Origin of the sequence: Adhaeribacter terreus (assembly GCF_042657365.1) — a bacterium.
Lineage (GTDB): Bacteria > Bacteroidota > Bacteroidia > Cytophagales > Hymenobacteraceae > Adhaeribacter_A > Adhaeribacter_A terreus.
The window spans coordinates 284,880-310,471 of sequence record NZ_JBHSKT010000005.1 but is presented as its reverse complement, the minus strand read 5'-3'; the positions used below and the strand labels follow the sequence as shown (position 1 = coordinate 310,471).

Here is a 25,592-nt window from a genome sequence, read left to right as displayed (position 1 = left end):
TAATATAGGATTTCTTAATTAACAACGAAACTACTCCTTCGGCCTCACCAACTCCTCCTCAACCCGCAACCGCTTAACCGTCAGTTCATCAATTTCAAGTTTCCGGATGCGCGCCTGGTTAATTCCCATCCGGGCAATAACCATACTGCCAATTGCCAACGCACCAACAGCTAAAGCACCAACTGCCATCGCGCCGGCTGCAAAAGCGCCTGCGGAAAATGCGCCGATGGCTACTGCTTTAATTACGCCTTTTCCGGCTTTGAAATCCTGATCGGTTTGGGTTAGGTTTTTCATAGTTATAGCTTCTGGATTAGAAGTTTATAACCAATGAAAAGGGGAATTGTTGAAGGGAAAGAAATAGCTACGCCGCTTTTACATCGCGTACGTGCAGGATTTCGGTGTTTCTTACCGGACGTACCTGATTTGCTTTTACAGTTTCAACCGCAATGGTTGAGCCATCTAAAGCCAGAAATTCTACTTCGTAGGCTTCGTAGATCATAACTACCACGCCAACGTCGTCTTTGCGTAACGCGGTACCGGAAATATCTTCGGTTAAAACCACTCTTTCGAACTCTTTGATCATAAATTGGGGCTGGATATGAAAGCGACTTGGGAATATTACTAAGCTTGTTTCCGCTTGGGTTGCGAAGCCAGGAAAGCCTGCCATTCTGGATCTTCTTCTAATTGCTGACGAGCTTTCTCCAATCCTTTTTCTGAGATTTTGCCAGCAGCCAGAAGTTCCTGGGTAACTTCCTTATGGGTTTTTGAATTGTTTTTATCTGCCATAGTCAAAGATAATCCCTTAACGTGGACTATAAAAATCCATAGTCCATGATAGCATTACTTTACCTAACCAGCTTCTTCAATTCTTCAACCTCATTCTTCCCTAACTCCCGCCATTCCCCAACCTGCAAATCTCCCAACTTCACATTCACGATGCGAACCCGCTTCAATTCCAAAACTTCATACCCCAGCTTATAGCACATTCTCCTGATCTGCCGGTTCAAGCCCTGCGTAAGCACAATATTAAAAGTAAATGCATCCAGCGGCTTTACCTGCGCCGGACGGGTTTTCTTCCCCATGATTTCCACACCGGAAGCTAAGGCAGCAATAACTTCTGAAGTCAAAGATTTATCTACCCGCACCACGTATTCCTTTTCCTGCTTTTGTTCGCTGTGCAGGATCCTGTCGAAAATAGAGCCGTCGTTGGTGAGTAGCAGCAGGCCTTCCGATTCTTTATCGAGGCGGCCGATGGGGTACACGCGTTCCGGGAAGTTCAGGGCTTGGGTTAAATTATCGGGAATGGCCTCATTCAACGTAGTTTCGATGCCGCGGGGTTTGTAGTAGGCCAGGTAATGAAATTGCTGCGCAGGCTTCAGGATTTTGCAGTCTAAGGTTACTTCATCTTCGGGTTTTAAAGGCTGGTTTAGCTGCGCGGGCAGGCCGTTTACCAAAAGGCGTTTCGCTAAAATTATAGCTGTAGCTTCTTTGTTGGAAAGGCGCAGTTTCTGGACCAGGAAATATTTAGCGGAGGTGTTTAAAGCGCGCATAAGAGAAAACGAAGCTACAAAATTCCATCAGCTAAAGCAGACGGCAATGAATTTTCTTTCCGGCATCTATTTAAATAATAGCCTTTCGTAGCGTTGGGTTTAAACCCTACGCTACTTTGAAAATTGTAAACTCAACTTTCTAATTCAAAAGCCTTCATGGGCTTCAGCCAGGGGAACAATAGAAGAAAATGGCTTTAGCTTAAATACCTATCAAAGCACTTTTTTACCCCAAAAACCTACCATTTTAGCAGGCCAACAAAGCTTTGGTTTCCTCCATGATACCAACTAACAAACTACTTCTATAGACCTTTTCCAGAAAACTCCCTTACCTTTGCAAACCGAATGAACATTCAATTGGTGAAATTATGAGTCAGGAAGAAATTATTGCGGAGAAGAAAAAGGCCATTTTTGAAGGCACACTGGAGTTGGTGCGCGAAAACGGTTTTCATGGTACACCTATGAGTTTGGTGGCTAAAAAAGCCGGCGTGGCGGCTGGTACTATTTACCATTATTTCGAAAGCAAAGATGCCCTTATTATAGCGCTGCACGGGTATTTACGCAGCCAGATGTTCAAGGTAATGGTAGAAAGCGACGATGAACAGCAGGATTACAAAAGCCGGTTTTTCGCCTTCTGGAAAAAACATTATCAGTTTTACGTCCAAAACCCGAACGCGCTTTACTTTATCGAGCAATTCGTGAATTCGCCTTACTACGAACGTTGCCCCGAAAAGGAGAACGACCGTTGCCAGAACATCATTTCTAACTTCGTAAAAACCGGCATCGACGACGGAACCCTGAAACAAATGAACCTGAAACTGATGAGCATTCTGGTGCACAGCAGCGTGGTTACTACCGCTAAAATTTACCTCACCAAAAAAGTAGACATCGGCGACGCCGAGCTTCACCAGGTAGCCCAATTGGTCTGGGACGGCATTAAAAACCATTAGACTTTTTTGGAGTAATACCCTAGCGTTTTAGAGAGTGATAGTGATTAATGAATAGTGATTAGTAAATAAACATAAGCACTTTTTTAGCCCGAAACCATATCGCTTTTTTACGCCACAACGATCAAAGCCCCCCTTTGGAGGGGGTAGGGGGAGGACACAGGAATTAGCTGATAATTAATTAACAACGTAAAACTCTCCGCTTAAACACTTCCAAACGAAAACCGCATAACAAACTTATTTTATTCTGAATAACTGAATATGAGATTACTGATACGAATATTTTCCCTGCTTATTTCCGTCGCGTTTTTGCCGCTGGAATTAGCTGCGCAGGGAAATCAAAACCAGACCGTTTCCGCCGATAGCCTGACGCTGGAACAATGCATTGCCTACGCACTGCAAAACAAACCTTCGGTGCAACAGGCTTATATAGATGAGCAAATTGCCGACCGGGAAATTAAAGCCGCGCTGGCCGGCTGGTTGCCGCAACTGGGCCTCGATGCTAACGTGCAGCATTACCTCAAAATGCCGGTTACTATTTTCCCGAACGAAGCCGGCGTGTTGGTGCCACGCCAGATCGGAACGATAAACAGCTCAAACCTTTCGCTTACCGCCAACCAGGCAATTTTCAGCAACGATCTGTTTTTTGCTTCCCGCGGCAGCCGGTACGTGCGTTTGCAAAGCGAACAGGAAATTTACAACGAAAAGATCAGCACCATTGTAGCCGTTAGCCGCGCGTTTTACGATGTGCTTTTAAGCCAGGAACAGTTAAAAATTCTGGACCAGGATATTATCCGGCAGGAAAAGCAGCTGAAAGATGCAAAAGCGCAATACGAACAGGGTCTGGTAGATAAAACCGACTGGCAGCGCGCCGATATTTCGCTTACCAACGTGCGCAGCACCCGCAAACGCGTGCAGGAAGCCATAAAACCCAAGTATGTTTTCCTGAAAGAATTGATCGGTTATCCGGCGGAAAAAGAGCTGAACATTACCTTCGATCCGGTGAAAATGCGGCAGAGCATGTTTACCGATACGCTGCAAACGCTGAACTACACCAATCGCATCGAATTCCAGCAACTGCAAACCCAGAAACAGATCCAGGAGCTTTCGGTGAATTACTACAAATGGAGTTTTATGCCCACTTTTTCGGCGTATTTCAACTACAACCTCGTGTACCAGAACAACGATTTTCAGCAGCTTTATAACCAGTCATATCCTAACTCGCCGATCGGTTTACGGATGTCGGTACCACTGTTTACGGGCACACGCCGCCTACAAAACCTGAAGCGCGAACAACTGCGCGAAAAACGCCTCGACCTCGATATTGCCAACGTGAAGAACCGCATCAGCACCGAATACGAAACGGCTCTGGCCACTTATCGGAGCGATCTTTACGAACTGAAAACTGTGCAGCACAACGTAGAAATGGCCGAAGAAGTGTACCGCGTCATTAAGCTGCAATACGACGAAGGCATAAAACCTTACCTCGACCTGATTCTGGCGGAAGCCGAAATCAGAGCCACCCAACTAAATTATTACAACGCACTATACCGCGTACTCACCAGCAAACTGGAAGTGGAACGCGTAACCGGAACCATAAACGTAGCTGCCTACGAACAGAAATAATTAGCTAAATGAAGATAAATTTTTACAACCTTTCCGCCGGAATTTTAAGTTTTTCCCTGCTTTTCGGCTGCGGCAAAAAAGACGCCCAGCAAGGCCAGAACCCCATGAACGCGCCCGTTCCGGTAAATGCCTACACCGTTTCCGAAGAAAATGTGGTGGGCGTAGATACGTACCCCGGAACCGTAGTGCCGCTGCAGGAAGTGGAATTGCGCGCCCAGGTTTCCGGCTACATCACGCAGATCTTTGTGCAGGACGGCCAGAAAGTAACCAAAGGGCAGAAGCTTTACGAAATAGACCGCACCCGTTACCAGGCCAATTACAACCAGGCGCAAGCCACGTTAAGAAGTGCGCAGGCGAATTTAGAAAAAGTAAGAAAAGATGCCGAACGCTACGAAAACCTGGCCAAGCAAGACGCCATTGCCAGGCAACGCGTAGATTATGCCTTAGCCGATCTGCAGTCCGCGAAAGCGCAGGTTGCTTCGGCACAAGCCGGGGTTTCCAGCGCGGCCAATGAACTTAGTTATTCGGTAATTACGGCGCCCATGAGTGGAACGGTAGGGATTTCGCAGGTAAAAGTCGGGGCGCAGGTTTCGCCGGGAACTACGCTTTTAAACACCATTTCCGCTGAAGATCCGATTGCCGTAGATATTGTGATCAACGAAAAGGAAATTCCGCGCTTTACCAAACTGCAAAGCCAAACTTCCGCCGCAGATTCCACTTTCACCATCCAGTTTTCCGAAGGCTCATTTTATCCTCTTCCCGGCAAAATTGAAGCCATAGACCGCGCCGTAAACCGCCAGACCGGAACCATAACCGTACGCATCAGTTTCCCGAACCCGAACCGCGCCTTAATTGCCGGCATGAGTGTAGTGTTGCGCGTCAGAAATGCTGACATCGGGAAACAGTTGGTAATTCCGCACAAAGCCATCACGGAGCAAATGGGCGAATATTACGCTTACAAAATCCAGGGCGATTCGGTGGTACAGCAAAAGATCGGTTTAGGTACCAAAGTACAAGATAAGATCGTGATCCGCGAAGGCCTGAAAGCCGGCGATAATATTGTGGTAGAAGGCACGCAAAAACTTCGCCCGAATGCGAAGATTTCGCTGGGGCAACCGCAAGGTCCGCCGGCAGGGAAGTAGAAGATTTGCTGGTTTTTCGTAGCGCAGAATTATAAAATGCGCTACGGAAAGATTCTCACGTTCTTCCACATTTACTCGGTCATCTCGACGAAAGGAGATATCTCCGGAGGAAGGTAGAGAAGCCAGAATAAAAGCTACTGCAAATTTGAAGAGACTCTCCTAACGTCGAGATGACATCGTGGAGATTCAGGCAGATAATTAATTCAGATAAACTAAAAAACGCTATGCTTTCAGCCCGAAAAAGTGCCGGGCTGAGCTACTGAAAACAAACAAAATTATTGCGTCATCCCGACCGCTTGCCGAGGGAAATTATAAAGCCAGCATCAGAAATCGGCCTGATAAAATTCCTCAACTTCGTTCGGAATGACAATAAAACAAACCGCTGTTCGGGATTTATCAATCCCGAACCAACCTGCCGGGGATATATACATCCCCGCACAGAAAGCTTCCGGATTAATAAATCCGAAAGAGCAAACAAAAATGCTAGGCTTTTAAGCCTAAAAAGTGCCAGAATAAAGAATTGAATTGCCTCTGATTAAAAACCAGGGGAACAAACAAAGAAGCGACAGAAAAACAAATGATATCAGATGTATTTATAAGACGGCCGGTCACCTCCATCGTAATTTCGCTGGTACTGGTGATCTGCGGGGTGTTGGCCATCCTGAATTTGCCGGTGAGCCAGTACCCGAACATTACGCCGCCGGTGGTTTCCATTGTGGGTAATTATACCGGCGCCGACGCGCAAACCGTGGAGCAAACCGTGGCTACGCCTGTGGAAACGCAGGTAAACGGAACGCCCGGCATGACCTACCTTACTTCCAATTCCACCAGTACCGGGCAGATGTCCATGAACGTGAATTTTGAGGTAGGAACCGATATTGACATTGCGACTTTGGACGTGCAGAACCGCGTAAGCATTGCCGAACCGCGTTTGCCCGAAGAAGTTCGCCGCTTAGGTTTAACGGTTCGGAAAAGAAACCCGACCATTATGATGGTGGTGACTTTTTATTCGCCGAACGGCTCGCACGACATTAAATTCCTGGATAACTACACCAACATCTACATCCGCGACGCTTTATTAAGGGTTCCCGGCGTAGGCGATATCAATACCGTGGGCGAAGAATTTAGTATGCGGATCTGGATGAAACCGGATAGAATGTCGCAGTTGGGCATTACGCCGGCGGAAGTTGCGGTCGCTTTGCGCGAGCAGAACGTGCAGGTTGCCGCCGGTTCCGTGGGTGGTGCGCCGCAGTATAATTCGCAGGCTTTTGAATACCCGATTACGGTAAATGGCAAACTTACTTCCGAAGAAGAATTCGAGAATATAATTGTGCGCACGCGGCCGGAAGATGGGTCGATTGTTTATTTAAAAGACATTGCGCGGCTGGAATTAGGCAAGTTCAGCTATACGCGTCAATCGTTTGTGAATGGCAAGCCGGCTACGTTTTTGCTGGTTTACCAGGCACCGGGAAGTAACGCCTTAGAAACGGCCGAAGGGGTTTACAAATCGCTGGAACAGATCAAAAAAACGCTGCCCGCCGATATGGATTATAAGGTTTCCTTCGAGTCAGTTTCGGTGGTGGAAGTTTCTATAAAAGAAGTACTGAAAACCTTTATGGAAGCGCTCTTGCTGGTGGTAATTGTGGTGTACCTTTTCCTGCAGAACTGGCGCGCCACCTTAATTCCAATTCTGGCCATTCCGGTTTCCATTATCGGTACGTTCATCTTTTTCATTCCTTTAGATTTCACCATTAACACGCTCACCTTATTCGGTTTCGTGCTGGCCATTGGTATTGTGGTGGACGATGCGATCGTGGTGGTGGAAGCCGTGCAGCATTATATCGACCACGAAGGAATTTCGGCGAAAGAAGCCACCCGCAAAGCCATGAAAGACATTACCGCGCCAGTTATTGCCATTGCGTTAATTCTGGCAGCCGTGTTCATTCCGGTAGGTTTTATTCCGGGAATTGTGGGGCGTTTGTATCAGCAATTTGCGATCACCATCGCCATTTCCGTACTGCTTTCGGCCTTTATTGCGCTTACTTTAACGCCGGCGCTTTGCTCCATGATGCTGAAGCCAATGAAGCTCGACGCCAGTTCGAAAGGCCTGAATAAGTTGTTCTACAAATTCAACCAATGGTTTGCGCGCACCACCGAAAATTATTCGGTTGGCGTTCGGAAAAGCATAAAAGCGGCGCCGCTGGTGCTCATTTTACTGGCCTGTATTTACGCCGGAACGTTCGGGTTATTCAGCTCCAAGCCAACTGGTTTTATCCCGACGGAAGACGAAGGTCGTCTGTTTATTTCCTTCGAACTGCCGCAAGCCGCTTCCAGCAACCGCACCGCCGAAGTATTACGGACTATGAACGAAATGCTTAGGACCACCGAAGGCGTGAATAATATTTCGGCCATCGCCGGCTTGAACGTTATAAACTTTTCTATTAAATCGAACAGCGGTACGTTCTTCGTGCAGCTGAAACCGTGGGCCGACCGCAAAGCCAAAGAACAGCAACTCGAAGGAATTATGGGAACCCTGCGCGGTAAATTTGCGGCCATAAAAGATGCGAACGTGGTAATTGTGCCGCCACCGGCAATTCCGGGTCTGGGACAAACGGGCGGTTTCAGTTTCATGCTGCAACAGCGCGAAAGCACCGACGACATCAAAGCCTTCGAAAAAACGGTACAGAATTTCCTTGCAGAAGTACGAAAACGTCCGGAAATAACGGGTGCTTTCAGTTTCTTCACCGCCAGTACGCCGGGTTACCAGGTAGAAGTGGACCGCGAAAAAGTAAAGAAACTGGGCGTGAATTTATCCGAAGTTTTCTCGACCATGAGCGCGTACATGGGTTCGCAGTACATCAACGATTTCACCATTTACGGCCGGAATTTCCGGGTGGTAGCGCAAGCCGATACCATGTACCGCAACGATATTTCCGATCTGGGCCAGTTCTACGTGAATAACCGCCAGGGCGAACCGGTGCCTTTAAGCGCGTTGGTAACGCACAAAGTAATTGAAAATGCGCCGGTAATTTCGCACTATAACTTATTCCGGAGCACCGAAATTAACGGCAACGCCGCACCCGGCTACAGTTCCGGACAAGCCCTTGCCGCCCTGGAAGAAGTCGCCGCCAAAACGCTGCCCGCCGGTTACGGTTACGAATTCTCCGGCCTCAGCCGCGAAGAACTTTCCTCCGGCAACATGACCGTAATTATTTTTGCGTTGTCCATTTTAATGGTATTCCTGTTTCTGGCCGCACTTTATGAAAGCTGGTCGGTACCGTTTTCGGTTTTATTAGCCGTGCCGTTGGGCGCTTTCGGGGCAATTTTAGCGCTTATACTTTTGCCGAAACTTTCGAATAACATTTACGCGCAAATTGGTTTAATTACGCTCATTGGTCTGGCCGCGAAAAACGCGATCCTGATCGTAGAATTTGCCAAAGAACGCGTGGACCACGGCATGGAACTACTGGAAGCTACGATAGATGCCGTAAAGATTCGTCTACGCCCGATCATCATGACCTCGCTGGCCTTTATTCTGGGCGTGTTACCGTTGGCATTCTCCGGAGGCGCCGGCGCCGTAGCCCGCCAAACCATCGGCTGGACGGTAGTAGGTGGGATGCTGGCCGCAACCTTCCTGGCCATTTTCGTGGTTCCGGTGCTGTTTGTGGTCATTACCCGCTTTGCGTACGGCAAGAAAAAACTGGAGGAACTGCAAAACCGCATTCCAAAAGTAGATTATGATCACGACGGCGAAGGTTTTGCTGTTTGACCCCACCCAACCCTCCCCTAAATCAGGGGAGGGCTTTTTTATCGTGGAGTTTGGTAGGGACAAGGCAATGCCTTGTCCCTACGTTTTTGTGGGGGTTTTGTAGGTTTTGAGTTCGTGAGTTTTTAGCGTGATACCCATAGCATTTTTAAATCGTAAATTACTGTACAATTTCCTGTTCTTCAACGTATTCGCGCATTGAATTACAACTTTGAAAAAAGTACATTGCAGACGAAAAATCTAAGAAAAAATGTTCAGGCACGTTGGGAAAGGCCGTACGCTGGTGCACAATTTACAACTGGCTTCGCTGCTGAGTCTGGTGGCGGGCATTGTGAATGTATCGGGCATTTTTGCGCTGCAGACTTTAACCACCAACGTTACTGGTCATTTCGCTTATTTTGCCGATGAAATTGCTCAGAATCATTTTGCGCAAGCCTGGGTTTTTCTGCTTTACATCATAGCGTTTTTGTTCGGCGCATTCAGTTCCAACTTTTTCATCGAATTCACTTCCCGCCACGATTTTAAATTTGGTGCAGCCTTGCCCATTTCCATCGAAGTTTTTATTCTGACTGCCATAGCGTTTTTAGGTCCGGAAACGGTGAAAGCCAATGGAAATTTAATTGCCTGTGGCTTGCTTTACGCCATGGGTTTGCAGAATGCTTTGGTTACCAGTTTATCGAATTCAGTAGTCCGAACCACACACTTAACAGGCTTGTTCACTGATCTTGGTATAGAGCTATCAAAAGTGATTTTTCGGCGTGAATATTCGGAGCAGAAGCAACTCATTTCTTCCATTAAGCTGCGGCTGACGATTATTGCGTTTTTCTTTTCGGGTTGTATTGTAGGCGGCCTGGTTTACTTCTTTCAGGGAATGCTGAGTTTGCTATTAGCGGCAGGAATTCTGGTAATGGGCTGGGTATATGCCTATATCAAATTCCAGATCTTAATGATGAAAAGGAAACTGCATCATTAATAAATCCAGCAAATTTACTTTCAGGAAATTCACTTTTCTTACTTCTTTCGGCAGTATTGCGCTTTCATTTTTCCGGCTTCGGCGTTGCCGAGTTTCTGCGCATTTTCCCAGTCGGAGCAGGCGCCGTTGCGGTCTTGTAAGTTGTATTTGGCCGCGCCGCGGTTGTATAACGCATCGGCAAAATTCGGTTGAAACTCCAGCGCTTTGTTGTAATCGGCTAACGCGTTGCGGTAATCTTTCAAATTATATTTGGCTAAGCCGCGATTGTTGTAAGCTTTGGCGTATTTCGGGTTTAACGCAATGGCCAGATCGAAATCGGCGATGGCGGCTTTGTAATGCGTACGGCTAAAATACAAAAGGCCGCGTTCCAGGTATGCTTCAGCGTATTTCGGGTTTAACAGAATTGCCTGACCGTAATCTTCCATTGCTGCGGCGTAATTCTTCAGGGCTTCGTGGGCGTGGGCGCGGTTGTAAAAGGTTTGCGCCTGGTTGGGTTTCAGGGAAATGCTGGACGTGTAATCTTTCAAAGCGCCGGCGAAATCATTTTTCAGGAATTTCTGGTTACCGCGGTTAAAATATTCTTCGGCCGTTTGAGCAAAAACCGAGACAGAAAACGCCAGGGAAATCAGGAGAAAAAGTAAAGATCGCTTCATATACAAACCAACGTGCTTCAGAAATAACCATCGAATGTACGACTTTTTGCCGGAAAAGTAATAGCGTTTTTTTGCCGTCCGCGCATATTTTGCATAAAATCTGTACCTTGTAATCTGTTTTCTTAAAAGCGATCTAAACGTGAATATCGAAAAATTACGCAGTTTTTGTTTAAGCCTTCCGGCCGTTACCGAAGATATAAAATGGGGCCATGACCTTTGTTTTTCTGTGGGCGCTAAAATGTTTGCCGTTACCGGAATCGAAGGACCTTTTACGGTTTCGTTTAAAGTTACGCCCGAGCAATTCGGCGAATTAACCAGCCGCGGCGGCATTGTGCCCGCGCCTTATATGGCCCGCAATCACTGGGTGCTGGTAGAAGATGCGAACCAGCTTTCCGAATCCGAATGGCTTACCTATTTGCAACAATCTTACGAACTGGTAAAAAGCAAACTCACAAAAAAGCTGCAAAAAGAGCTGGGCCTGCTGGCATCGTAAAAACGGTAGGGTTTTCCGCCCAAAAACTCACGATCTGTATTTAACTGAATTTACTTTTCACCCCGAAATCCTACTGTTTCACCAAATTCCGGACCCGGCTTCTGTTAAATATCATTACAAACCATATAACTTCCGCAGCACAGACGACAATTGCCCTAAAAGCAGCCTGAAACTGAACAATTGCCTTCATGCACTTTATTTTTTAGCCAGCACAAATGAATAGCCCGATCATTGCTCATCCAGATTTTTATGCTTCGCTGGTTTTTAACAGTTCCGATCTGATCTCTATTCTTTCGCCGACCGGTGTTTACAAATACGTAAGTAATTCTTCCACCTCCATTCTGGGCATTGCTCCGGAAGAATTCATCGGTAAAAACGCCCTGGAATTTGTTCACCCTGAAGATGTAGCGGTTGCCGCAGAAGCTTTAGGTGAAATGCAGTTCCGGCAAAGCATCCACCTTCCGCCTTTCCGGTTCCGCGATAAGAATGGCCGTTGGCGCTGGCTGGATTGTGTAATCAAGGATATGACCGCCGACCCCAATATAAAAGGCATTGTAAGCAACGCCCGCGATATTACGAAAAGAGTGGAAGCCGAACAGCAACTGGCCATGCATGAAGCATATTACAGTTCGCTGTTCAAAAACCACCCCGACGGCGCCTTTGCGCTTAACCCGCAAGGCATTATAGAAACGGCCAATTTTGGCCTGGAACCTGTGCTGGGTTTACCGTTAAATGAAATAATAGGCCACCCTTACACAGATTTTGTAGCTCCCGACGGGTACAGTAACCCAATTGCGAACCAGGCATTTTTAAAAGCCCTGAACGGTGAATCTACCTCGCTGGAACTGCGGGCCATTAATAAAACGCGGGGGGCAATCTGGCTTCACATTACGGCCATTCCGGTAATATTGAATGGTCATGTTGTAGGCGTGCACGGCATTGCCAAAGACATTACCGAAATAAAGAATGCGCAAAACCTGATAAAAGAACAGGCCGAATTACTGACCAGTGTATTCAGCAGCATTACCGAAGGCTTTTTTGTAATAGATAAAAACTGGCGCATCCAATACGCCAATCCGTTTTTCATTACCTTTTTTGGCTTGCAGGTTACTCCTTTCAAAAACCAGGAACTCTGGCAGCTTATTCCGGACATGAACAACAGCCTTTTTTATGAATTTAGCCAGCAAGCCGCTATAAATCATAAAACAACCCATTTTTACGAGTTTTGCCGGCAGCGCATGCTCCGGTTTGCTATTTATCCTTTTTCGGGTGGTTTAACCGTTTATTTCGACGATGTAACCGAGCAGAAAAAGAAAGAGCAGGAGTTACTGGACCTTTCGCTGGTAGCCAGCCGCACTACAAACGGCGTAGTTATTATGAATGCCGAAGGAAAAATTGAATGGGTAAACGATGGTTTCAGCCGCCTAACGGGCTATTCCCGCGAAGAAGCCGTTGGTCAGGTTCCCAGCAAATTACTACAGGGCTCCGCTACCAGTCCGGAAATTTCGGCGCGCATTTACCATTTGTATGCTTCGCAGGTGCCTTTTTCGCAGGAAGTGCTGAACTATAAAAAGAACGGCGAAATAATCTGGTTCCACATAGATGTTACGCCCGTTTTTGACGAAGACGGCAACCTGGTAAAATACATTGCCATTGAAAACGATATTACCGAGCTGAAACAGAAAGAGGCTGAAATGGTGAAGCTTACCGAGAACCTGATGCGCCGCAACGAAGACCTTCAGCAATTCACCTACATTGTTTCGCACAACCTGCGCGCGCCCGTAGCCAACTTACTAGGTCTTAGTCGTTTAATAAATTCCGAAAACCGCGATTCCGAAATATTTGAAAAAGCGCTGACCAAAATTTCGGCGGCGGCAACTCACCTGGACATGGTAATTTCGGATCTGAATAAAATACTTTCGCCGCTTAAAAATGCCGGCAACAGCCTGCACGAACCGATAAATATTTATACTGTTGTAAATGCCGTTACTGCCGGCCTGCAGGAACAACTCGAGGCCGTAAATGCGCACCTGGAAAACAGGCTTTCGCCGGATCTTATTTTACCCGGCAGCACCGCTTATTTTTACAGCATTTTCAATAACCTGATAACCAACGCCATTAAATATCGTAACCCGGAGGTTCAATTAAAAATAACGATCAGCCAGCAAACCGAATCCCAAAAAATAAGTATTTTGTTCACCGATAATGGCATGGGTATGGATCTGCCGCAAATAAATAACCAGCTTTTTCAGCTTTACAAACGTTTTCACCCGGGCACCGAAGGCCGCGGCATTGGTTTATACCTGGTAAAAACGCAGACAGAAACTATGGGAGGTCGCATTTCCGTACAAAGCCAGCCTGGCGAAGGCACTACTTTTATTCTTACTTTTAGCTTATAGTGGCATGCTTGAGAAAATTTTTATAGTGGACGATGACGAGATAAGCATGTTTCTGACCGAAGCAATTCTGGAACGCCTCGGCTATCAGAACTGCGTAGCCAGTTACCTCGACCCGGTAAAAGCATTTTCTGAGATCCTGGAAACGATGCTGCAAAGCACCAAAGGTCATTTCCTGATCTTCCTGGATCTGAACATGCCGATTATGTCGGGCTGGGACTTTTTAGATAAACTTTCGGCTTACGAAGAAACGCTGAACGGCAAATGCCATGTAGTAATTCTGAGTTCCGCCGTAGATGGCCGCGAAATTTCCCGCTCTACGCAATATCCACTGGTACTTAACTTCGTGCCAAAGCCTTTAGATGTAACTTCGTTTGAACTGATCATGGAAATGCTGCAGGAAAACGGTACGTTGCCCGCATCAAAAAGCTAAATTTCTGTTTCACTGGCAGCGTTTTGAGTTTTTAAGTCCTTTACCCTACCGTTTCAAATTCAGACCAATTCAGCATACAACACAAACAAAAAAGCCTCCAATACTTTTGGAGGCTTTTCCTATACCGTTTTTCAAATTCTGATAACTGGTAATTGCAACCAGACACCTGAAATTAGAAGTTTGGCGACAGCAGATATTTGTTGTAGAAATCGTCGATCACTTTTACGGCTTCGGTTGCGTTATCTACAATACTCACCAAGTTCAGGTCTTCCGGGCTGATATTGCTTTCTTCCGTCAGCATAATATCATGGATCCAGTCGAAAAGACCTTGCCAGTAGTGGCGGCCCACTAAAATGATAGGGAAACGGCCAATTTTTTTGGTCTGGATCAAGGTGATCGCTTCGAATAATTCATCTAACGTTCCGAAACCGCCCGGCATTACCACAAAACCCTGCGCGTATTTCACAAACATTACTTTGCGCACAAAGAAATAATCGAAGTTGATGAGCTTATCGGAATCGATGTAAATATTATTGAATTGTTCGAACGGCAGCTCAATGTTCAAACCAACCGATTTACCGCCTTCTGAACGCGCGCCTTTATTACCAGCTTCCATAATACCCGGACCCCCACCCGTAATTACGCCGTAACCGTGGCGTACCAGTTTGGCAGCAATTTCTTCGGCCATCTGGTAATACGGATTATTGGCTTTGGTACGCGCCGAACCGAAAATGGAAACGCAAGGGCCAATTTTGGAAAGTTTCTCGAAGCCTTCTACAAACTCGGCCATCACTTTAAAGATCTGCCACGAATCGGCGATCTTGATCTCGTTCCAGTCTTTATCTACAAAAGCCTGTCTGATGCGCACATCTTCTTCGCTGATATCTGGTTTAGCACCGGTTATGTCGGTTAGCGTAGTGGCTTTATTATCGTTTACGTTTGGCTGAATAATGGTTTTACCGCTACCCACATTGGCAACTTCTTCGTGCAGCTTGGTTTTGCTGGTTTTTCTAAGTTTGGTCATAATAAAAATCGAATACAGAATGCGCTATTCGGCTAAAGTGCTGTAAGGGTTACAAAATAGTGAACCTTTTGCGCATTAAAAGTTAATGGTTAAATAATACCCGGAGTGCTATATTTTCGCGAGCACAAAACCCTGCAAGATACATTGTTTGTTTTGTTCTGCCAAACACTATTTCTGCCCGGGAACCCAACTTACAAAATAACTGTCACAAAATCCAATACACAAAAAAAGTCCGGACCTTAGCAGCCCGGACTTTTTAAGCATAAATACCTAGCGTTTATTACTGGCGCGCTACTTTTAAAGTAGTAATGCCGTTTGCGCCGTGCAGTTGCAGTAAGTACATACCTGGTTTCAGAACAGGCAGATCGCTCAGCGTTACATTTGCTTCAGAAACAATTGCCTTGCGGTAAACTTCTTTTCCATCAAGCGAGATCAGTTTCACTTCACTTACACCATCAGCAGCCTGTAATTTCAGGTTCAGCGTGCCGGCAAACGGGTTCGGATAAACTGAAGCATCAACAGAGCGGCCTTTGACAGTTTTTTCAACTACTACAATGGTAGAATAGGTGAAAGCGCCATCAAAATCGGTTTGTTTTAAGCGGTAGTAAGTTTTTTCAGCTCCAGCTGGCATAGCATCGGTAAAGTTGTATGTCAGGATCTGGCTGCTGTTACCGGCGGCTTTCACAGCACCAATGGCTTCAAAGGCTTTACCATTTACGGAACGCTCTACTACAAATTTATCGCTGTTTTTCTCAGAAGCCGTTGCCCAAGACAACACATTTCCATTTGCGGTAGCTTTCGCGGTAAAAGATAACCAGCTTACCGGCAGCGGATTGTTTTCATCGGAAATACCCCATTTAGAGAAAGTTTTAGTTGCAACTGTAATCGAGCGTTCGCCATTAACTGTAGTGGCAGAAATCGTTTGCGGTACATCTACCGGGGTCCAGGAAGTGCCGCTGTCTTCGCTGCGCCATGCCTGCGCTTTGTTGCTCAGGAAATCCAGGTTATTGTTTTCGGAAGTTAACCAGGTTAAAGTAAGCGAAACCAAGGTGTTTGTATTCGGGTTTTGCGGAACGATATCCCAATAGCGGTTAATGCTGTGGTAAGTAGGGTTATCAGGGTTTGTAATAGCCGAACCAGTTACGCGGGTTACAATTACATTGCCCCAGTTTCCATTACCGGCATTGTTAAAATGCACACCAATATTACCAAATACATCGGAAGAAGTATTCTGATCTACCAAGCGGGTTTTCTCTAAGCGGCCAATAAAGTTACGGGTAGCCGTTTCGCCTGAAATTGCGCCGTTAAGGGTAAGCGTAGTAGTTGTAGGGTTAGAAGCTACCAGATTTGAGTTTGTGCCGCTGAAAGTAAGATCGTTTACGGAGGCGCTACCTAATAATTGTTTTGTGCCAGTACCTGCAATTACAACGTTATGATAATCTAAGGCCGGAATTAACTGGTTGCCGCCAACAAAATTGATGGTGCCTGCAGTGTGTGCATACGTACCGCCCGCATTCGTAAAATCGCCATAAACCATCAGTTGCGATGTTGCCTGGTTCAGCGTAAGTGTAGAATTGATAAGTTCAAGCTTTTTACATTCTGCTGCATTGCTTACAACCGGGCTGCCGCCGCCTTCAATCATTACGTTGGTAGTAGCGTCAGGCACTTTACCATTAGACCAGTTTCTGGTATCGTCCCAGCTATTGCCGTTAAAACCACCTACCCAGGTTACATAAACTGTAAAATCTGAACTGCTTTGAACGGTATTTGTGCCATTCGAAACCGATATTTTACCGCTGGTTGCTGCTGCCGGAACAGTTACTACAACCTGCCCTGCCGATACTGACGTGATAGCAGCTACGGCACCATTAAATCTTACGTCATTCACGCCAGCCATACCGGCACCATTTATCGTTACCGTTCTTCCTACCGGGCCGCTGTTTGGCGAAACACTGCTGATACTGATCTGTGCCCAGGCAGAAACGGCAGCACTACATATTAAACTGAACACAATGGCCAGTGATCTGAACTGACTAAAGTTGGGTATAAAATTTCTCATATATTTAAGGTTAAGGGTTAAGATGCTTTATTTATGGATATTGTATTACTAAAGAGTATGCTGTTTTTTTAGATCGGGCAGGTTTTAGAATAAACCTGTGGCAGATGAATCAGAATTGTAAGCTTGCGGGCGGCAAGCAGGTGCGTAATTAAAGGCGTTTCATCGGGCATAATGAGATCAGTTTGCGTTACCGGGTTAATTTCCTGTTATTATCCTATTAACATTCATACACCTGTCTTAAAATAGTTGCAATTTTAAAACAAGGAACCGTGGAGCACATAAAACTTTAAAAACTGTACTGGTCTTACAAAACACACAACAATCCGTGTCGCTTTCCAGCCACAAATACTCAATTTATTAATAAGACCCGCTGCTATTTTACTTTCTGAAATAGAAAGTAATACTGAAACAAAACAGGCCTTTGCTTTAATTCTGATACTAATTTCAGCAGTTTAAAACTATAATGCAACAAAAGTGCATTACATAAAGATGTAGGTTTTCGTTATATTTTTTACTTAGCGCGATCTTGCACAATTATTTGCACTTATCGATTATATTACAAATAATATATCGGGAAAAATCTATTTTTTAAATTATGGAAATTAGAAAATAAAGACACAAAAATCATCTTCTAAAATCACAATTTTTGAAAGATTAAAAAAATAGACCTTATAAATAAGGAAGAAAGGAAGGAAACAGAATATCGGAACGGCTCAGAAAAAAGAGAATCTGAAAAGGCGGAAAAGAGAAAACGGTATACTTTCAGAACATGAAAGTACAGCAAAGGGAACAAGGAACCCGCAGACAAAACGCTATGGTTTTAACCTGCAAAAGTGGAAATAAAAAAACGCTATAGTTTCAGGCCGAAAAAGTGCTGATGATTATTTGGAACGAATAGCAATTACCGGATCAAGGTTAGAAGCCAGCACCGCCGGAATAATTCCCGAAAGCAAACCAATAACCACCGATACGCTTAAGCCCAACACAATATTCTTAATGCTCAGCATAATCTCCAGCGCATCCTGCGGAATAAGCGTAATCAGGAACACCAGCAAAATACCCACACCTCCCCCGATCAGGCTCAGGAAAATTGCTTCGAAGAGGAACTGAAAAAGGATAAAGAAATTTTTAGCGCCCAGCGATTTCTGAATACCGATAATATTAGTGCGCTCTTTCACCGAAACGAACATAATATTGGCTATTCCAAAACCACCTACCAAAATAGAGAACCCACCAATCACCCAGCCTGCAATGCCAACCACATCGAACAGGCCGGTTACCATATCTGCCAGTAATTCGGGCCGGTTCAAGGCAAAGTTATCTTCATCGCGCGGCTTTAAACTACGCAGGCTGCGCATTACGCCCCGTATTTCGTATTCCAGATCCAGCAAACCAATATCCGACTCCAGACCTTTTACCGCAATGCTAGGTTCCAGACGATTAGGGCCGACCGGATAGATGCGCATAAAAGCAGTGTAAGGGATCAGGGCATTTTTATCGTTGCTGGCGCCGAACATATTCTCCCCCTGCCGCTCCATAATTCCCACCACCCGGAACCGCAGGCCTTTCAGTTTCAGATCGTGGCCAATGGGATTCTGACCGGGAAAAAGATCGCTGGCTATATCTGCACCAATTAAGGCCACGTTGCGGCCGCCTTCAATTTCCTGCGGCGTAAAATACCGCCCGGTTTCTACCGGCACATCGCTTACCTTATTAAAGCCGAACGAAACGCCCTGTACATTAATATCGAAAATGCTGTTTGAGCGGTTTTTTAGCGTTGCGCCACCTTTATTCCAGAAAATAGAAACGCCTTGCTGGTGCGCAAGCCGCTTTTCCAGCGCCCGGAATTCGCGCAGACTTGGGGCAGGCCGCTTAAAATAACGCCACCACGGATAATTGCCATCGAAGATCCAGGGCCATTTTTCTACGTAGATTACGCCTTCGCCAATAAAACTCATGCTGTTGCGCACATTCCGCTCCAGCGAATCTACAATGGTAAAAACCGAAATAATGGAGAAGATACCAATGGTAACGCCCAGCAAAGACAACAACGTGCGTAAAACATTTGCGCGCAGCGCTTCTACGGCAAACCGGAAACTTTCCAGAACTAAACGCAGGTAGATCATGGGTATTTATAAAGGCTTTGCAACTAAATTGCCTAAAAGTAAGAATAATCCGGGCAAAAACGCGTAAATTTGCAGCCGTTTCTTTAATTAAGAATTAATAATTAAGCATTGAGAACCGGAGCCCGCAATTTATAAACCAATACACGCTTGCTGTAAGTTTATAAACAAAATAGCGCTGCCGATGTCTTACATCTTATTACTAGTTGTTAATTATTCCTTATTAATTCACTCATTAATAACCGTAATTATTAAATGAAACTCTCAGAATTTAAATTCGAGCTACCGGCCGACCTGATGGCTACGCACCCGGCTAAACAACGCGATGAAGCGCGTATGATGGTGCTTAACCGTGCAACCGGCGAAATTGAACACAAGATCTTCCGCGACATTCTGAATTACTTCGACGATGGCGACGTGATGGTGGTGAACGATACCAAAGTTTTCCCGGCGCGCATGTACGGCAACAAAGAAAAGACCGGCGCTAAAATTGAAGTTTTCCTGCTCCGCGAACTAAACAAAGATATTCACCTGTGGGATGTGCTGGTTGATCCGGCCCGTAAGATCCGCGTAGGCAATAAACTTTATTTCGGCGACAGCGACCTGGTAGCCGAAGTAATTGACAATACCACTTCCCGCGGCCGTACCATTAAATTCTTATTCGATGGCACCGACGAGGAATTCTACAAAACGATTCACGACCTGGGCGAAACGCCGCTGCCGAAATACATTAAGCGCGAAGCCGAACCGGAAGACAAAGAGCGTTACCAGACCGTTTATGCCAAACATACCGGCGCAGTGGCAGCTCCAACGGCTGGCCTTCACTTTACCAAAGAAGTGCTGAAACGCCTTGAGATTAAAGGTGTAGATGTAACGCCAATTACCTTGCACGTAGGTTTAGGCACTTTCCGTCCGGTAGATGTAGAAGACCTGACCAAGCACAAAATGGATTCGGAGCAGTTCTTTATTAATGAGGAAACTGCGAAAATGGTAAACAAAGCGCTCGATAATAAAAAACGCGTTTGCGCGATCGGAACTACCACCATGCGCGCCATGGAATCTTCGGTATCGGCACACAATCGCTTGAAACCGAACGAAGGCTGGACCGATAAATTCATTTTCCCGCCTTACGATTTCAAAATTGCCAACTCGCTGCTTACCAACTTCCACATGCCAGAATCTACGTTACTGATGATGACAGCGGCTTTTGGTGGTTACGACCTGGTAATGAAAGCGTACGAAATGGCCATTAAAGAGAAATACAACTTCTTCAGCTACGGCGATACCATGCTGATTCTGTAAGAAAAAACGCTATGCTTTTAAGCCAAAAAAGTCTGCTTCTGGAAAGAAGCAGACTTTTTTGTTGTTTCAAGCATTTCAAAACCCAGCTATTACATCGCCTCTATTTTCAGATCAGAGATCCAGGTATTGTCATAAAGCGAGTAAAGCTCAAAGTTTACCGTTGGCTCATCTTTGCCTATAATAGTGAAACTATACTTGCTCCAATCTTTCGTATGATATTCACCCCCTTCGCTGCCATAATACATTTCGCCGTACCAGGCATCTTTCGTAAATACATAAGCCGCCAGCGACGGATTACTCCGCATATCAGGATACCCTTTTATTTTAGCATAGAAACTGATCTTATAGGGCGTATCTTTTTTAATGTTCTTAATATAAGTATTGATCCTCAGCGGCTGCGGATTAACTTCATTAGGGTCGTGCGGATTAGAAAAATACAGGCTATTCTTTCCATTATAACCGTCTTGCTCAACAGTAAGGCTGGCTGCCGAAGTCTTTGAAACATCCCAGTTGGCATCCAGGCAAGTGGCAGACCAGGAATCGCCGCAGCTGATAGAAGATTTTAATTCTACTACGGGTGCAGGCTCTTCTACAACGGGTCTTGGTTCCTCTTTTTCACAAGAAAACAAACACAGCGCCAGGAACGGGATCAATAAAGAACGCTTCATAATGCTATCGGGTAAGAGTTGAAGAATTTAATAAAGGTATTCGCTTTTACGGAAATACACTTTACCAACTGGTAATCACTACGTATTGTTTTTCAAATATAACAAATGAAATAAGAATGAAATAAGGAAATCTATATTCCCGCCATAAAAATTTAAAACTCCTATCTTTACCACATGACTGCAAACCCCGAAACGGCGATAATTGTGGCGGGCGGCTCCGGCTCGCGCATGCAAAGCAACCTGCCCAAGCAATTTCTAACGCTCGCCGGCCAACCAATTCTCATGCATACCATCCGGCGGTTTTACGCTTATAATCCGGCAATGGAGCTGATCGTAGTTTTACCGCACAATCAGATAGCGTTTTGGGAAGAACTTTGCGCGCAGCATGCTTTTGAAATGCAGCATAAAGTGGTGGCGGGCGGTGCTACGCGTTTTCAGTCGGTAAAAAATGGTTTGGCAGCAGTTTTACAAAATGGCGTGGTAGCGGTGCACGATGGCGTTCGTCCGTTCGTTTCTGCCGGAATTATTGCCGAAGCGTTTCACGTGGCGCGCGAAAAAGGCACGGCGGTGGTAAGCGTGGCCCTGAAAGATTCCATCAGAGAAGTGCAAGGGGAAACCAACCAGGCTGTAGATCGCACCAGTTTCCGGCTTATTCAAACGCCGCAGTGTTTTCAGGCTGAATTGCTTAAAAAAGCCTACGAATTGCCGGAAGAAAGCACTTTTACCGACGATGCCAGTGTAGTAGAAAAGCTGGGCACGAAAATTAATTTAACCGAAGGCAGTTACGAAAATATAAAAATTACCACGCCCGAAGACCTGCTTTGGGCCGAAGTGCTGCACCAAAAACGGTAGACTTTCAGCCCCAAAAACTCAAAAGTCTGCTTTAAAATATGTCGTTCCCGGGATCTATAAAGTCAAAAACACAAGCAGTCTTCACGAACATTTCAGGCAATCTTTTTATTTGCGCCAACCCGGACGGCTGGTTCTGTTACCGAAAAAATGATTCCGCCGGTAATAGTTGTGTTTAAAATAAAGCTCCCGGTGAATAAAGATCAGATGTGCCGATCTCATTTTTGGTATTCGCATAGCGCACCCTCCTTTCCGAACTTCTTTGTTTGCGTATAGTAAGCTTTACGTTTTTGCGCGCAGCTTCATCTATAACCAAATGTAAATTTTCCGTTAAACTTCCGCATTTATTAGACAAATTACTTTTTAAGGCCCAAACTCTACCGTTTTGGGAGTTTTATTTGCCCCGCGCACGTAGTATTTCGGTGGTACGTAACCGGATATGCGCAGAACTTAATACTTTTGCGGCAACAAGATTTTTTACCCGAAGATGTAGCAGCAAAATGGAGCACGCAAAGCTGGCCGAAATAAATTACCTGATCGAGGAAGGCGAATTCTATACGCTGAAAGATGTGCTGAAAGAACTGGAACCAGCCGAACTGGTGGAGCTCATCAACGAACAGGAAGAAAAGGAACAACTTATTATTTTCCGGCTGCTGCCCACCAAACTGGCCGCCCGCACCTTCGAGTACCTCGATTTCGAAACCCAGGAATATTTTATCAATGCGCTGAACAACGATAAAGTTGCGGCCATCCTGAACGAAATGTCGCCCGACGACCGGACCGCTTTGCTCGAATACCTGCCCAATACGGTTGTAAAAGAGCTGATCGCCATTCTTTCGGAAACAGAACGCAAAGTTACGCTCGAGCTTTTAGGCTACCCCGAATCCAGCGTTGGCCGCCTGGTAACCCCCGATTATGTAGCCATTAAGGAAGACATGACGGTGGAAGAAGTAATTGACCACATCCGCGAATTCGGCCACGATTCGGAAACCATTTCGGTGCTGTATGTAGTAGATGAAAAAGGCATTCTAATCGACGATATCCGGCTGCGCGAAGTAATTCTGGCACCCAAAGGCACGCTGGTCCGCGACCTGATAGACCATAAATTCGTGGCCCTGCGCGCCATGCAGGACCAGGAAGAAGCCGTAGAAATTTTCCGCAAAAACGACCGCAACGCGTTACCGGTTCTAGACGAAGAAGGTCTGCTTTTTGGTATTGTAACCGTAGATGATATGCTTTCGGTGGTTAAAGAAGAAGACACCGAAGATATTCAGAAACTGGGTGGTACCGAAGCACTCGAAGAACCGTATCTTACTATTCCGCTGCTGGATATGGTAAAAAAACGCGCCGGCTGGCTCGTGATCCTGCTTTTAGGCGAAATGCTTACGGCTTCGGCCATGAGTTTTTTTGAAGATGAAATTGCCAAAGCGGTGGTACTCACGTTATTTATTCCGCTTATTATTTCCAGCGGCGGCAATACCGGTTCGCAGGCAACTACGCTTATTATCAGGGCTATGGCGATTGGCGAAGTTTACCTTTCGGACTGGTGGCGGGTGATGCGGCGAGAATTGCTATTGGGTTTAATGCTTGGTGGAATATTGGGCTTAATTGGTTTCCTGCGCATTCTGGTCTGGGCGAAATTTATGAATTCATACGGTCCGCATTGGCTGGGAATTGCTTATACGGTAGGTTTCTCGCTGGTTGGTGTGGTTTTATGGGGATCTTTATCGGGTTCTATGCTGCCTATTTTGCTCAAAAAACTGAAACTCGACCCGGCTACTTCTTCCGCGCCTTTTGTAGCTACTTTGGTAGATGTAACGGGTTTGGTTATCTATTTTTCGTTTGCGTTTTTCTTTTTAAGGGGTACGTTGCTGTAGTTTTTGAGCATGAAAGCATAGCGTTTTTTGCGGTCATCTCGGCGTGAGGAGAAGTCTCTTCTTTCCCTGAAATTAGAAAACATTGAAATTATTTTGATTAATACTTTAACAATAAAAATCGATGTATTTCACTTGGCTATTGTTAATATTGCGAAATGAAATCGCTTTTCCTTATTCTTTTAAGCTTTTGCCTGATCGGCACCGTTAATGCGCAAACCACTCAAAAACTAAGCCTTGGTATACTTGGCGGCTTAAACACACCCATGCATATCCGCGTGCAGGGCAAGCAACCCAATAGTTTTAAATCGAATCGTACAACGGCTTCTTCCAAAGGAATTTTCCTGCAATACGAGCTTACCGATAATTTATTTGTAAGAGGTACTTTTAAGAAAGGCACTATTAACTTAAAAAACCGCTTCCAGCATTTTGGAAAAGATACTTTAGGTATAGAAAGGGATTATGAGGCCGGTTTCGACAACAAGCAATATGAACTGAGCCTAGGTTATCGGAAAAATATTACAAAAGCCTTACATTTTACCGGCAGTCTGGGAGTTGCCTTGCTGGATCTGGAAAATGTGAGCATGCCTATCAAGTCTGATGTATTAAGCGAACCTCATCCGGACATGGTTTATTGGGTATCGGCTGGCACCAATACGCTAAAAGAAAAATCTGTTTTGGTAAACGCTGCGCTTGGCTTAGAATACAAAACCAAAAGAGGGAATGCTTTTTTGCTTGAAGCAGCCTACTATAAAGGATTTAATACGATCGGAAGTTTTGATTTCAAGATGGATGATTACCTGAGCCAAACCCCGAATGTACTGCATTATGAATCTTCTATAAAAACCAAAGGCGATTATGCCGAGATCAGGCTTGGATACCGGATGCCAATCCAGAAATTTGTAAACTTCTACAAAGCTGTTAAATTTCCGAGATCCGATTCAGTCGCAAAGCCGATTTACCACGGAAAATACTGGGGCCTGGAAACCGGGAAGCAAACCTTTTATGCCAATCAAGTGCAGGAAGATCCGGGTTATACACAAAAAGCGCAAGTTGCCTCTACCTGGACGTCTTATTTAACTTTTTATAAAGGCTACCAGTTTAGAAGCCGTTTGAATCTGGAAGCTGGCTTTCGAGTAGGCACCAGCAATATTAATTATGCAAGCACTTCTCGTATAGGTTATGGTGGTTGGTCACTATTGATCTTAACGACCCCGGTTTCGGTGAGATATGCATTACCTATAGTGCGCAATAAATTATTCATTTCACCGGAAGTTGGTTTATGGCAAAGCTATGTTGATGATCTGGGTAGCATGGAAGGCTATCCAAGAATGAATGGGATGGTTACGCGCCTTAAGGGTTATCACGATTATTTTGTGGGTTACCATGCCGGTTTAAATCTGAATGGTCGGGTAGGCAAAGCTTGCGAAATTGGTATTGGATATCGCTATGCAAATAGGTTTTCAAGTAAACCAATCATGGAAATAGGCCCTGATTATGAACACACAGTAGAACCACAATTAAGAATCGTTTCCAAATCGAATTTGAAGAATGATGCAATTACCATTTCCTTCCGGAAGTTTATAAGAAAGAAGTAAGGAAAAGCTTTTGCTTAGTTTACACTAAGGGCTGTCTGAATTTTCAGTCAGCCCTTTGTGTTTTCAATTACTACCGTCCAAAACCGGATAAACAACTGTTTGAAAACGAACACCAATTC

General features: G+C 45.4%; 21 protein-coding genes. 12 read left to right on the top strand and 9 right to left on the bottom strand.

The features are described from left to right. Positions 1-30: 30 nt before the first annotated feature. The 4 genes from ACFPIB_RS10825 to ACFPIB_RS10810 all read right to left on the bottom strand — a co-directional run bounded on the left by ACFPIB_RS10825 (position 31) and on the right by ACFPIB_RS10810 (position 1,550). Entirely contained in the window at positions 31-294 is a 264-nt protein-coding gene (locus tag ACFPIB_RS10825) for a hypothetical protein (RefSeq protein WP_378017472.1), read from the bottom strand. Positions 295-361: 67 nt separating this feature from the next. Then, positions 362-583 (bottom strand): DUF4926 domain-containing protein, encoded by a 222-nt coding sequence (locus tag ACFPIB_RS10820; protein ID WP_378017471.1) that lies wholly within the window; start codon positions 581-583, stop codon positions 362-364. A gap of 38 nt (positions 584-621) precedes the next feature. Next, positions 622-786, bottom strand: a complete 165-nt coding sequence (locus ACFPIB_RS10815; RefSeq protein ID WP_378017470.1) for a hypothetical protein — start codon at positions 784-786, stop codon at positions 622-624. 59 nt (positions 787-845) lie between these two features. Next, the gene (locus ACFPIB_RS10810; protein ID WP_378017469.1) at positions 846-1,550 is read right to left on the bottom strand and encodes a pseudouridine synthase; all 705 of its coding nucleotides are present in this window, start codon (positions 1,548-1,550) and stop codon (positions 846-848) included. A 365-nt stretch (positions 1,551-1,915) separates the two neighbouring features. Here ACFPIB_RS10810 and ACFPIB_RS10805 point away from each other — a divergent pair, with 365 nt between their 5' ends. From ACFPIB_RS10805 to ACFPIB_RS10785, 5 genes are all read left to right on the top strand, one after another. Next, on the top strand, positions 1,916-2,497 hold the full coding sequence (locus ACFPIB_RS10805; protein WP_378017468.1) for a TetR/AcrR family transcriptional regulator: 582 nt from the start codon (positions 1,916-1,918) through the stop codon (positions 2,495-2,497). Positions 2,498-2,755: 258 nt separating this feature from the next. Next, the gene (locus ACFPIB_RS10800) at positions 2,756-4,120 is read left to right on the top strand and encodes a TolC family protein (protein WP_378017467.1); all 1,365 of its coding nucleotides are present in this window, start codon (positions 2,756-2,758) and stop codon (positions 4,118-4,120) included. 8 nt (positions 4,121-4,128) lie between these two features. Beyond that, a complete protein-coding gene (locus tag ACFPIB_RS10795) occupies positions 4,129-5,262 on the top strand; it encodes an efflux RND transporter periplasmic adaptor subunit (protein ID WP_378017466.1) in 1,134 nt (377 codons plus the stop codon). 577 nt (positions 5,263-5,839) lie between these two features. Next, positions 5,840-9,031: an efflux RND transporter permease subunit gene (locus ACFPIB_RS10790; RefSeq protein ID WP_378017465.1), complete on the top strand. Its 3,192-nt coding sequence runs from the start codon at positions 5,840-5,842 to the stop codon at positions 9,029-9,031. Positions 9,032-9,278: 247 nt separating this feature from the next. Beyond that, positions 9,279-10,001 carry a YoaK family protein gene (locus ACFPIB_RS10785; protein WP_378017464.1) on the top strand — a complete coding sequence of 241 codons (723 nt, stop codon included), beginning with the start codon at positions 9,279-9,281 and terminating at the stop codon, positions 9,999-10,001. 38 nt (positions 10,002-10,039) lie between these two features. Here the strand turns inward: ACFPIB_RS10785 and ACFPIB_RS10780 are convergent, their stop codons facing one another. After that, a complete protein-coding gene (locus ACFPIB_RS10780; protein ID WP_378017463.1) occupies positions 10,040-10,654 on the bottom strand; it encodes a tetratricopeptide repeat protein in 615 nt (204 codons plus the stop codon). A gap of 139 nt (positions 10,655-10,793) precedes the next feature. On the opposite strand from ACFPIB_RS10780, the gene ACFPIB_RS10775 reads away from it, so the two are divergent. The 3 genes from ACFPIB_RS10775 to ACFPIB_RS10765 all read left to right on the top strand — a co-directional run bounded on the left by ACFPIB_RS10775 (position 10,794) and on the right by ACFPIB_RS10765 (position 13,976). Further along, positions 10,794-11,147 (top strand): MmcQ/YjbR family DNA-binding protein, encoded by a 354-nt coding sequence (locus tag ACFPIB_RS10775; protein WP_378017462.1) that lies wholly within the window; start codon positions 10,794-10,796, stop codon positions 11,145-11,147. Between the two features lie 215 nt (positions 11,148-11,362). Further along, complete coding sequence (locus tag ACFPIB_RS10770; protein ID WP_378017461.1) at positions 11,363-13,546, top strand: PAS domain S-box protein; 2,184 nt, start codon at positions 11,363-11,365, stop codon at positions 13,544-13,546. Positions 13,547-13,550: 4 nt separating this feature from the next. Beyond that, positions 13,551-13,976, top strand: coding sequence for a response regulator (locus tag ACFPIB_RS10765; protein ID WP_378017460.1), 426 nt, complete (start codon positions 13,551-13,553; stop codon positions 13,974-13,976). Positions 13,977-14,148: 172 nt separating this feature from the next. On the opposite strand, the gene ACFPIB_RS10760 is transcribed toward ACFPIB_RS10765, so the two are convergent. The 3 genes from ACFPIB_RS10760 to ACFPIB_RS10750 all read right to left on the bottom strand — a co-directional run bounded on the left by ACFPIB_RS10760 (position 14,149) and on the right by ACFPIB_RS10750 (position 19,185). After that, entirely contained in the window at positions 14,149-15,000 is an 852-nt protein-coding gene (locus tag ACFPIB_RS10760) for an LOG family protein (RefSeq protein WP_378017459.1), read from the bottom strand. A gap of 280 nt (positions 15,001-15,280) precedes the next feature. Further along, on the bottom strand, positions 15,281-17,059 hold the full coding sequence (locus tag ACFPIB_RS10755) for a T9SS type A sorting domain-containing protein (protein ID WP_378017458.1): 1,779 nt from the start codon (positions 17,057-17,059) through the stop codon (positions 15,281-15,283). 881 nt (positions 17,060-17,940) lie between these two features. Then, positions 17,941-19,185 (bottom strand): ABC transporter permease, encoded by a 1,245-nt coding sequence (locus ACFPIB_RS10750; RefSeq protein WP_378017457.1) that lies wholly within the window; start codon positions 19,183-19,185, stop codon positions 17,941-17,943. 252 nt (positions 19,186-19,437) lie between these two features. Between ACFPIB_RS10750 and queA the strand changes: the two genes are divergently transcribed. Next, entirely contained in the window at positions 19,438-20,484 is a 1,047-nt protein-coding gene (gene queA, locus ACFPIB_RS10745; protein WP_378017456.1) for a tRNA preQ1(34) S-adenosylmethionine ribosyltransferase-isomerase QueA, read from the top strand. Between the two features lie 89 nt (positions 20,485-20,573). Here queA and ACFPIB_RS10740 read toward each other — a convergent pair whose 3' ends face one another. After that, positions 20,574-21,152: a carbohydrate binding domain-containing protein gene (locus tag ACFPIB_RS10740; protein ID WP_378017455.1), complete on the bottom strand. Its 579-nt coding sequence runs from the start codon at positions 21,150-21,152 to the stop codon at positions 20,574-20,576. A 174-nt stretch (positions 21,153-21,326) separates the two neighbouring features. On the opposite strand from ACFPIB_RS10740, the gene ACFPIB_RS10735 reads away from it, so the two are divergent. The 3 genes from ACFPIB_RS10735 to ACFPIB_RS10725 all read left to right on the top strand — a co-directional run bounded on the left by ACFPIB_RS10735 (position 21,327) and on the right by ACFPIB_RS10725 (position 25,473). Then, positions 21,327-22,004: a 2-C-methyl-D-erythritol 4-phosphate cytidylyltransferase gene (locus tag ACFPIB_RS10735; protein ID WP_378017454.1), complete on the top strand. Its 678-nt coding sequence runs from the start codon at positions 21,327-21,329 to the stop codon at positions 22,002-22,004. 497 nt (positions 22,005-22,501) lie between these two features. Next, positions 22,502-23,878, top strand: coding sequence for a magnesium transporter (gene mgtE / locus ACFPIB_RS10730; protein WP_378017453.1), 1,377 nt, complete (start codon positions 22,502-22,504; stop codon positions 23,876-23,878). Positions 23,879-24,033: 155 nt separating this feature from the next. Next, entirely contained in the window at positions 24,034-25,473 is a 1,440-nt protein-coding gene (locus ACFPIB_RS10725) for a hypothetical protein (protein ID WP_378017452.1), read from the top strand. Positions 25,474-25,592: the final 119 nt, after the last annotated feature.

What these genes read in the sequence shown, in the direction of transcription:
- ACFPIB_RS10820 (WP_378017471.1), bottom strand. Translation starts at nt 583, where the DNA reads ATGATCAAAGAGTTCGAAAGAGTGGTTTTAACCGAAGATATTTCCGGT.
- ACFPIB_RS10785 (WP_378017464.1), top strand. Translation starts at nt 9,279, where the DNA reads ATGTTCAGGCACGTTGGGAAAGGCCGTACGCTGGTGCACAATTTACAA.
- ACFPIB_RS10780 (WP_378017463.1), bottom strand. Translation starts at nt 10,654, where the DNA reads ATGAAGCGATCTTTACTTTTTCTCCTGATTTCCCTGGCGTTTTCTGTC.
- ACFPIB_RS10740 (WP_378017455.1), bottom strand. Translation starts at nt 21,152, where the DNA reads ATGAAGCGTTCTTTATTGATCCCGTTCCTGGCGCTGTGTTTGTTTTCT.
- queA (WP_378017456.1), top strand. Translation starts at nt 19,438, where the DNA reads ATGAAACTCTCAGAATTTAAATTCGAGCTACCGGCCGACCTGATGGCT.
- ACFPIB_RS10725 (WP_378017452.1), top strand. Translation starts at nt 24,034, where the DNA reads ATGAAATCGCTTTTCCTTATTCTTTTAAGCTTTTGCCTGATCGGCACC.
- ACFPIB_RS10750 (WP_378017457.1), bottom strand. Translation starts at nt 19,185, where the DNA reads ATGATCTACCTGCGTTTAGTTCTGGAAAGTTTCCGGTTTGCCGTAGAA.
- ACFPIB_RS10755 (WP_378017458.1), bottom strand. Translation starts at nt 17,059, where the DNA reads ATGAGAAATTTTATACCCAACTTTAGTCAGTTCAGATCACTGGCCATT.
- ACFPIB_RS10825 (WP_378017472.1), bottom strand. Translation starts at nt 294, where the DNA reads ATGAAAAACCTAACCCAAACCGATCAGGATTTCAAAGCCGGAAAAGGC.
- ACFPIB_RS10760 (WP_378017459.1), bottom strand. Translation starts at nt 15,000, where the DNA reads ATGACCAAACTTAGAAAAACCAGCAAAACCAAGCTGCACGAAGAAGTT.
- ACFPIB_RS10805 (WP_378017468.1), top strand. Translation starts at nt 1,916, where the DNA reads ATGAGTCAGGAAGAAATTATTGCGGAGAAGAAAAAGGCCATTTTTGAA.
- ACFPIB_RS10795 (WP_378017466.1), top strand. Translation starts at nt 4,129, where the DNA reads ATGAAGATAAATTTTTACAACCTTTCCGCCGGAATTTTAAGTTTTTCC.
- ACFPIB_RS10810 (WP_378017469.1), bottom strand. Translation starts at nt 1,550, where the DNA reads ATGCGCGCTTTAAACACCTCCGCTAAATATTTCCTGGTCCAGAAACTG.
- ACFPIB_RS10790 (WP_378017465.1), top strand. Translation starts at nt 5,840, where the DNA reads ATGATATCAGATGTATTTATAAGACGGCCGGTCACCTCCATCGTAATT.
- ACFPIB_RS10735 (WP_378017454.1), top strand. Translation starts at nt 21,327, where the DNA reads ATGACTGCAAACCCCGAAACGGCGATAATTGTGGCGGGCGGCTCCGGC.
- ACFPIB_RS10800 (WP_378017467.1), top strand. Translation starts at nt 2,756, where the DNA reads ATGAGATTACTGATACGAATATTTTCCCTGCTTATTTCCGTCGCGTTT.
- ACFPIB_RS10765 (WP_378017460.1), top strand. Translation starts at nt 13,551, where the DNA reads ATGCTTGAGAAAATTTTTATAGTGGACGATGACGAGATAAGCATGTTT.
- ACFPIB_RS10815 (WP_378017470.1), bottom strand. Translation starts at nt 786, where the DNA reads ATGGCAGATAAAAACAATTCAAAAACCCATAAGGAAGTTACCCAGGAA.
- mgtE (WP_378017453.1), top strand. Translation starts at nt 22,502, where the DNA reads ATGGAGCACGCAAAGCTGGCCGAAATAAATTACCTGATCGAGGAAGGC.
- ACFPIB_RS10770 (WP_378017461.1), top strand. Translation starts at nt 11,363, where the DNA reads ATGAATAGCCCGATCATTGCTCATCCAGATTTTTATGCTTCGCTGGTT.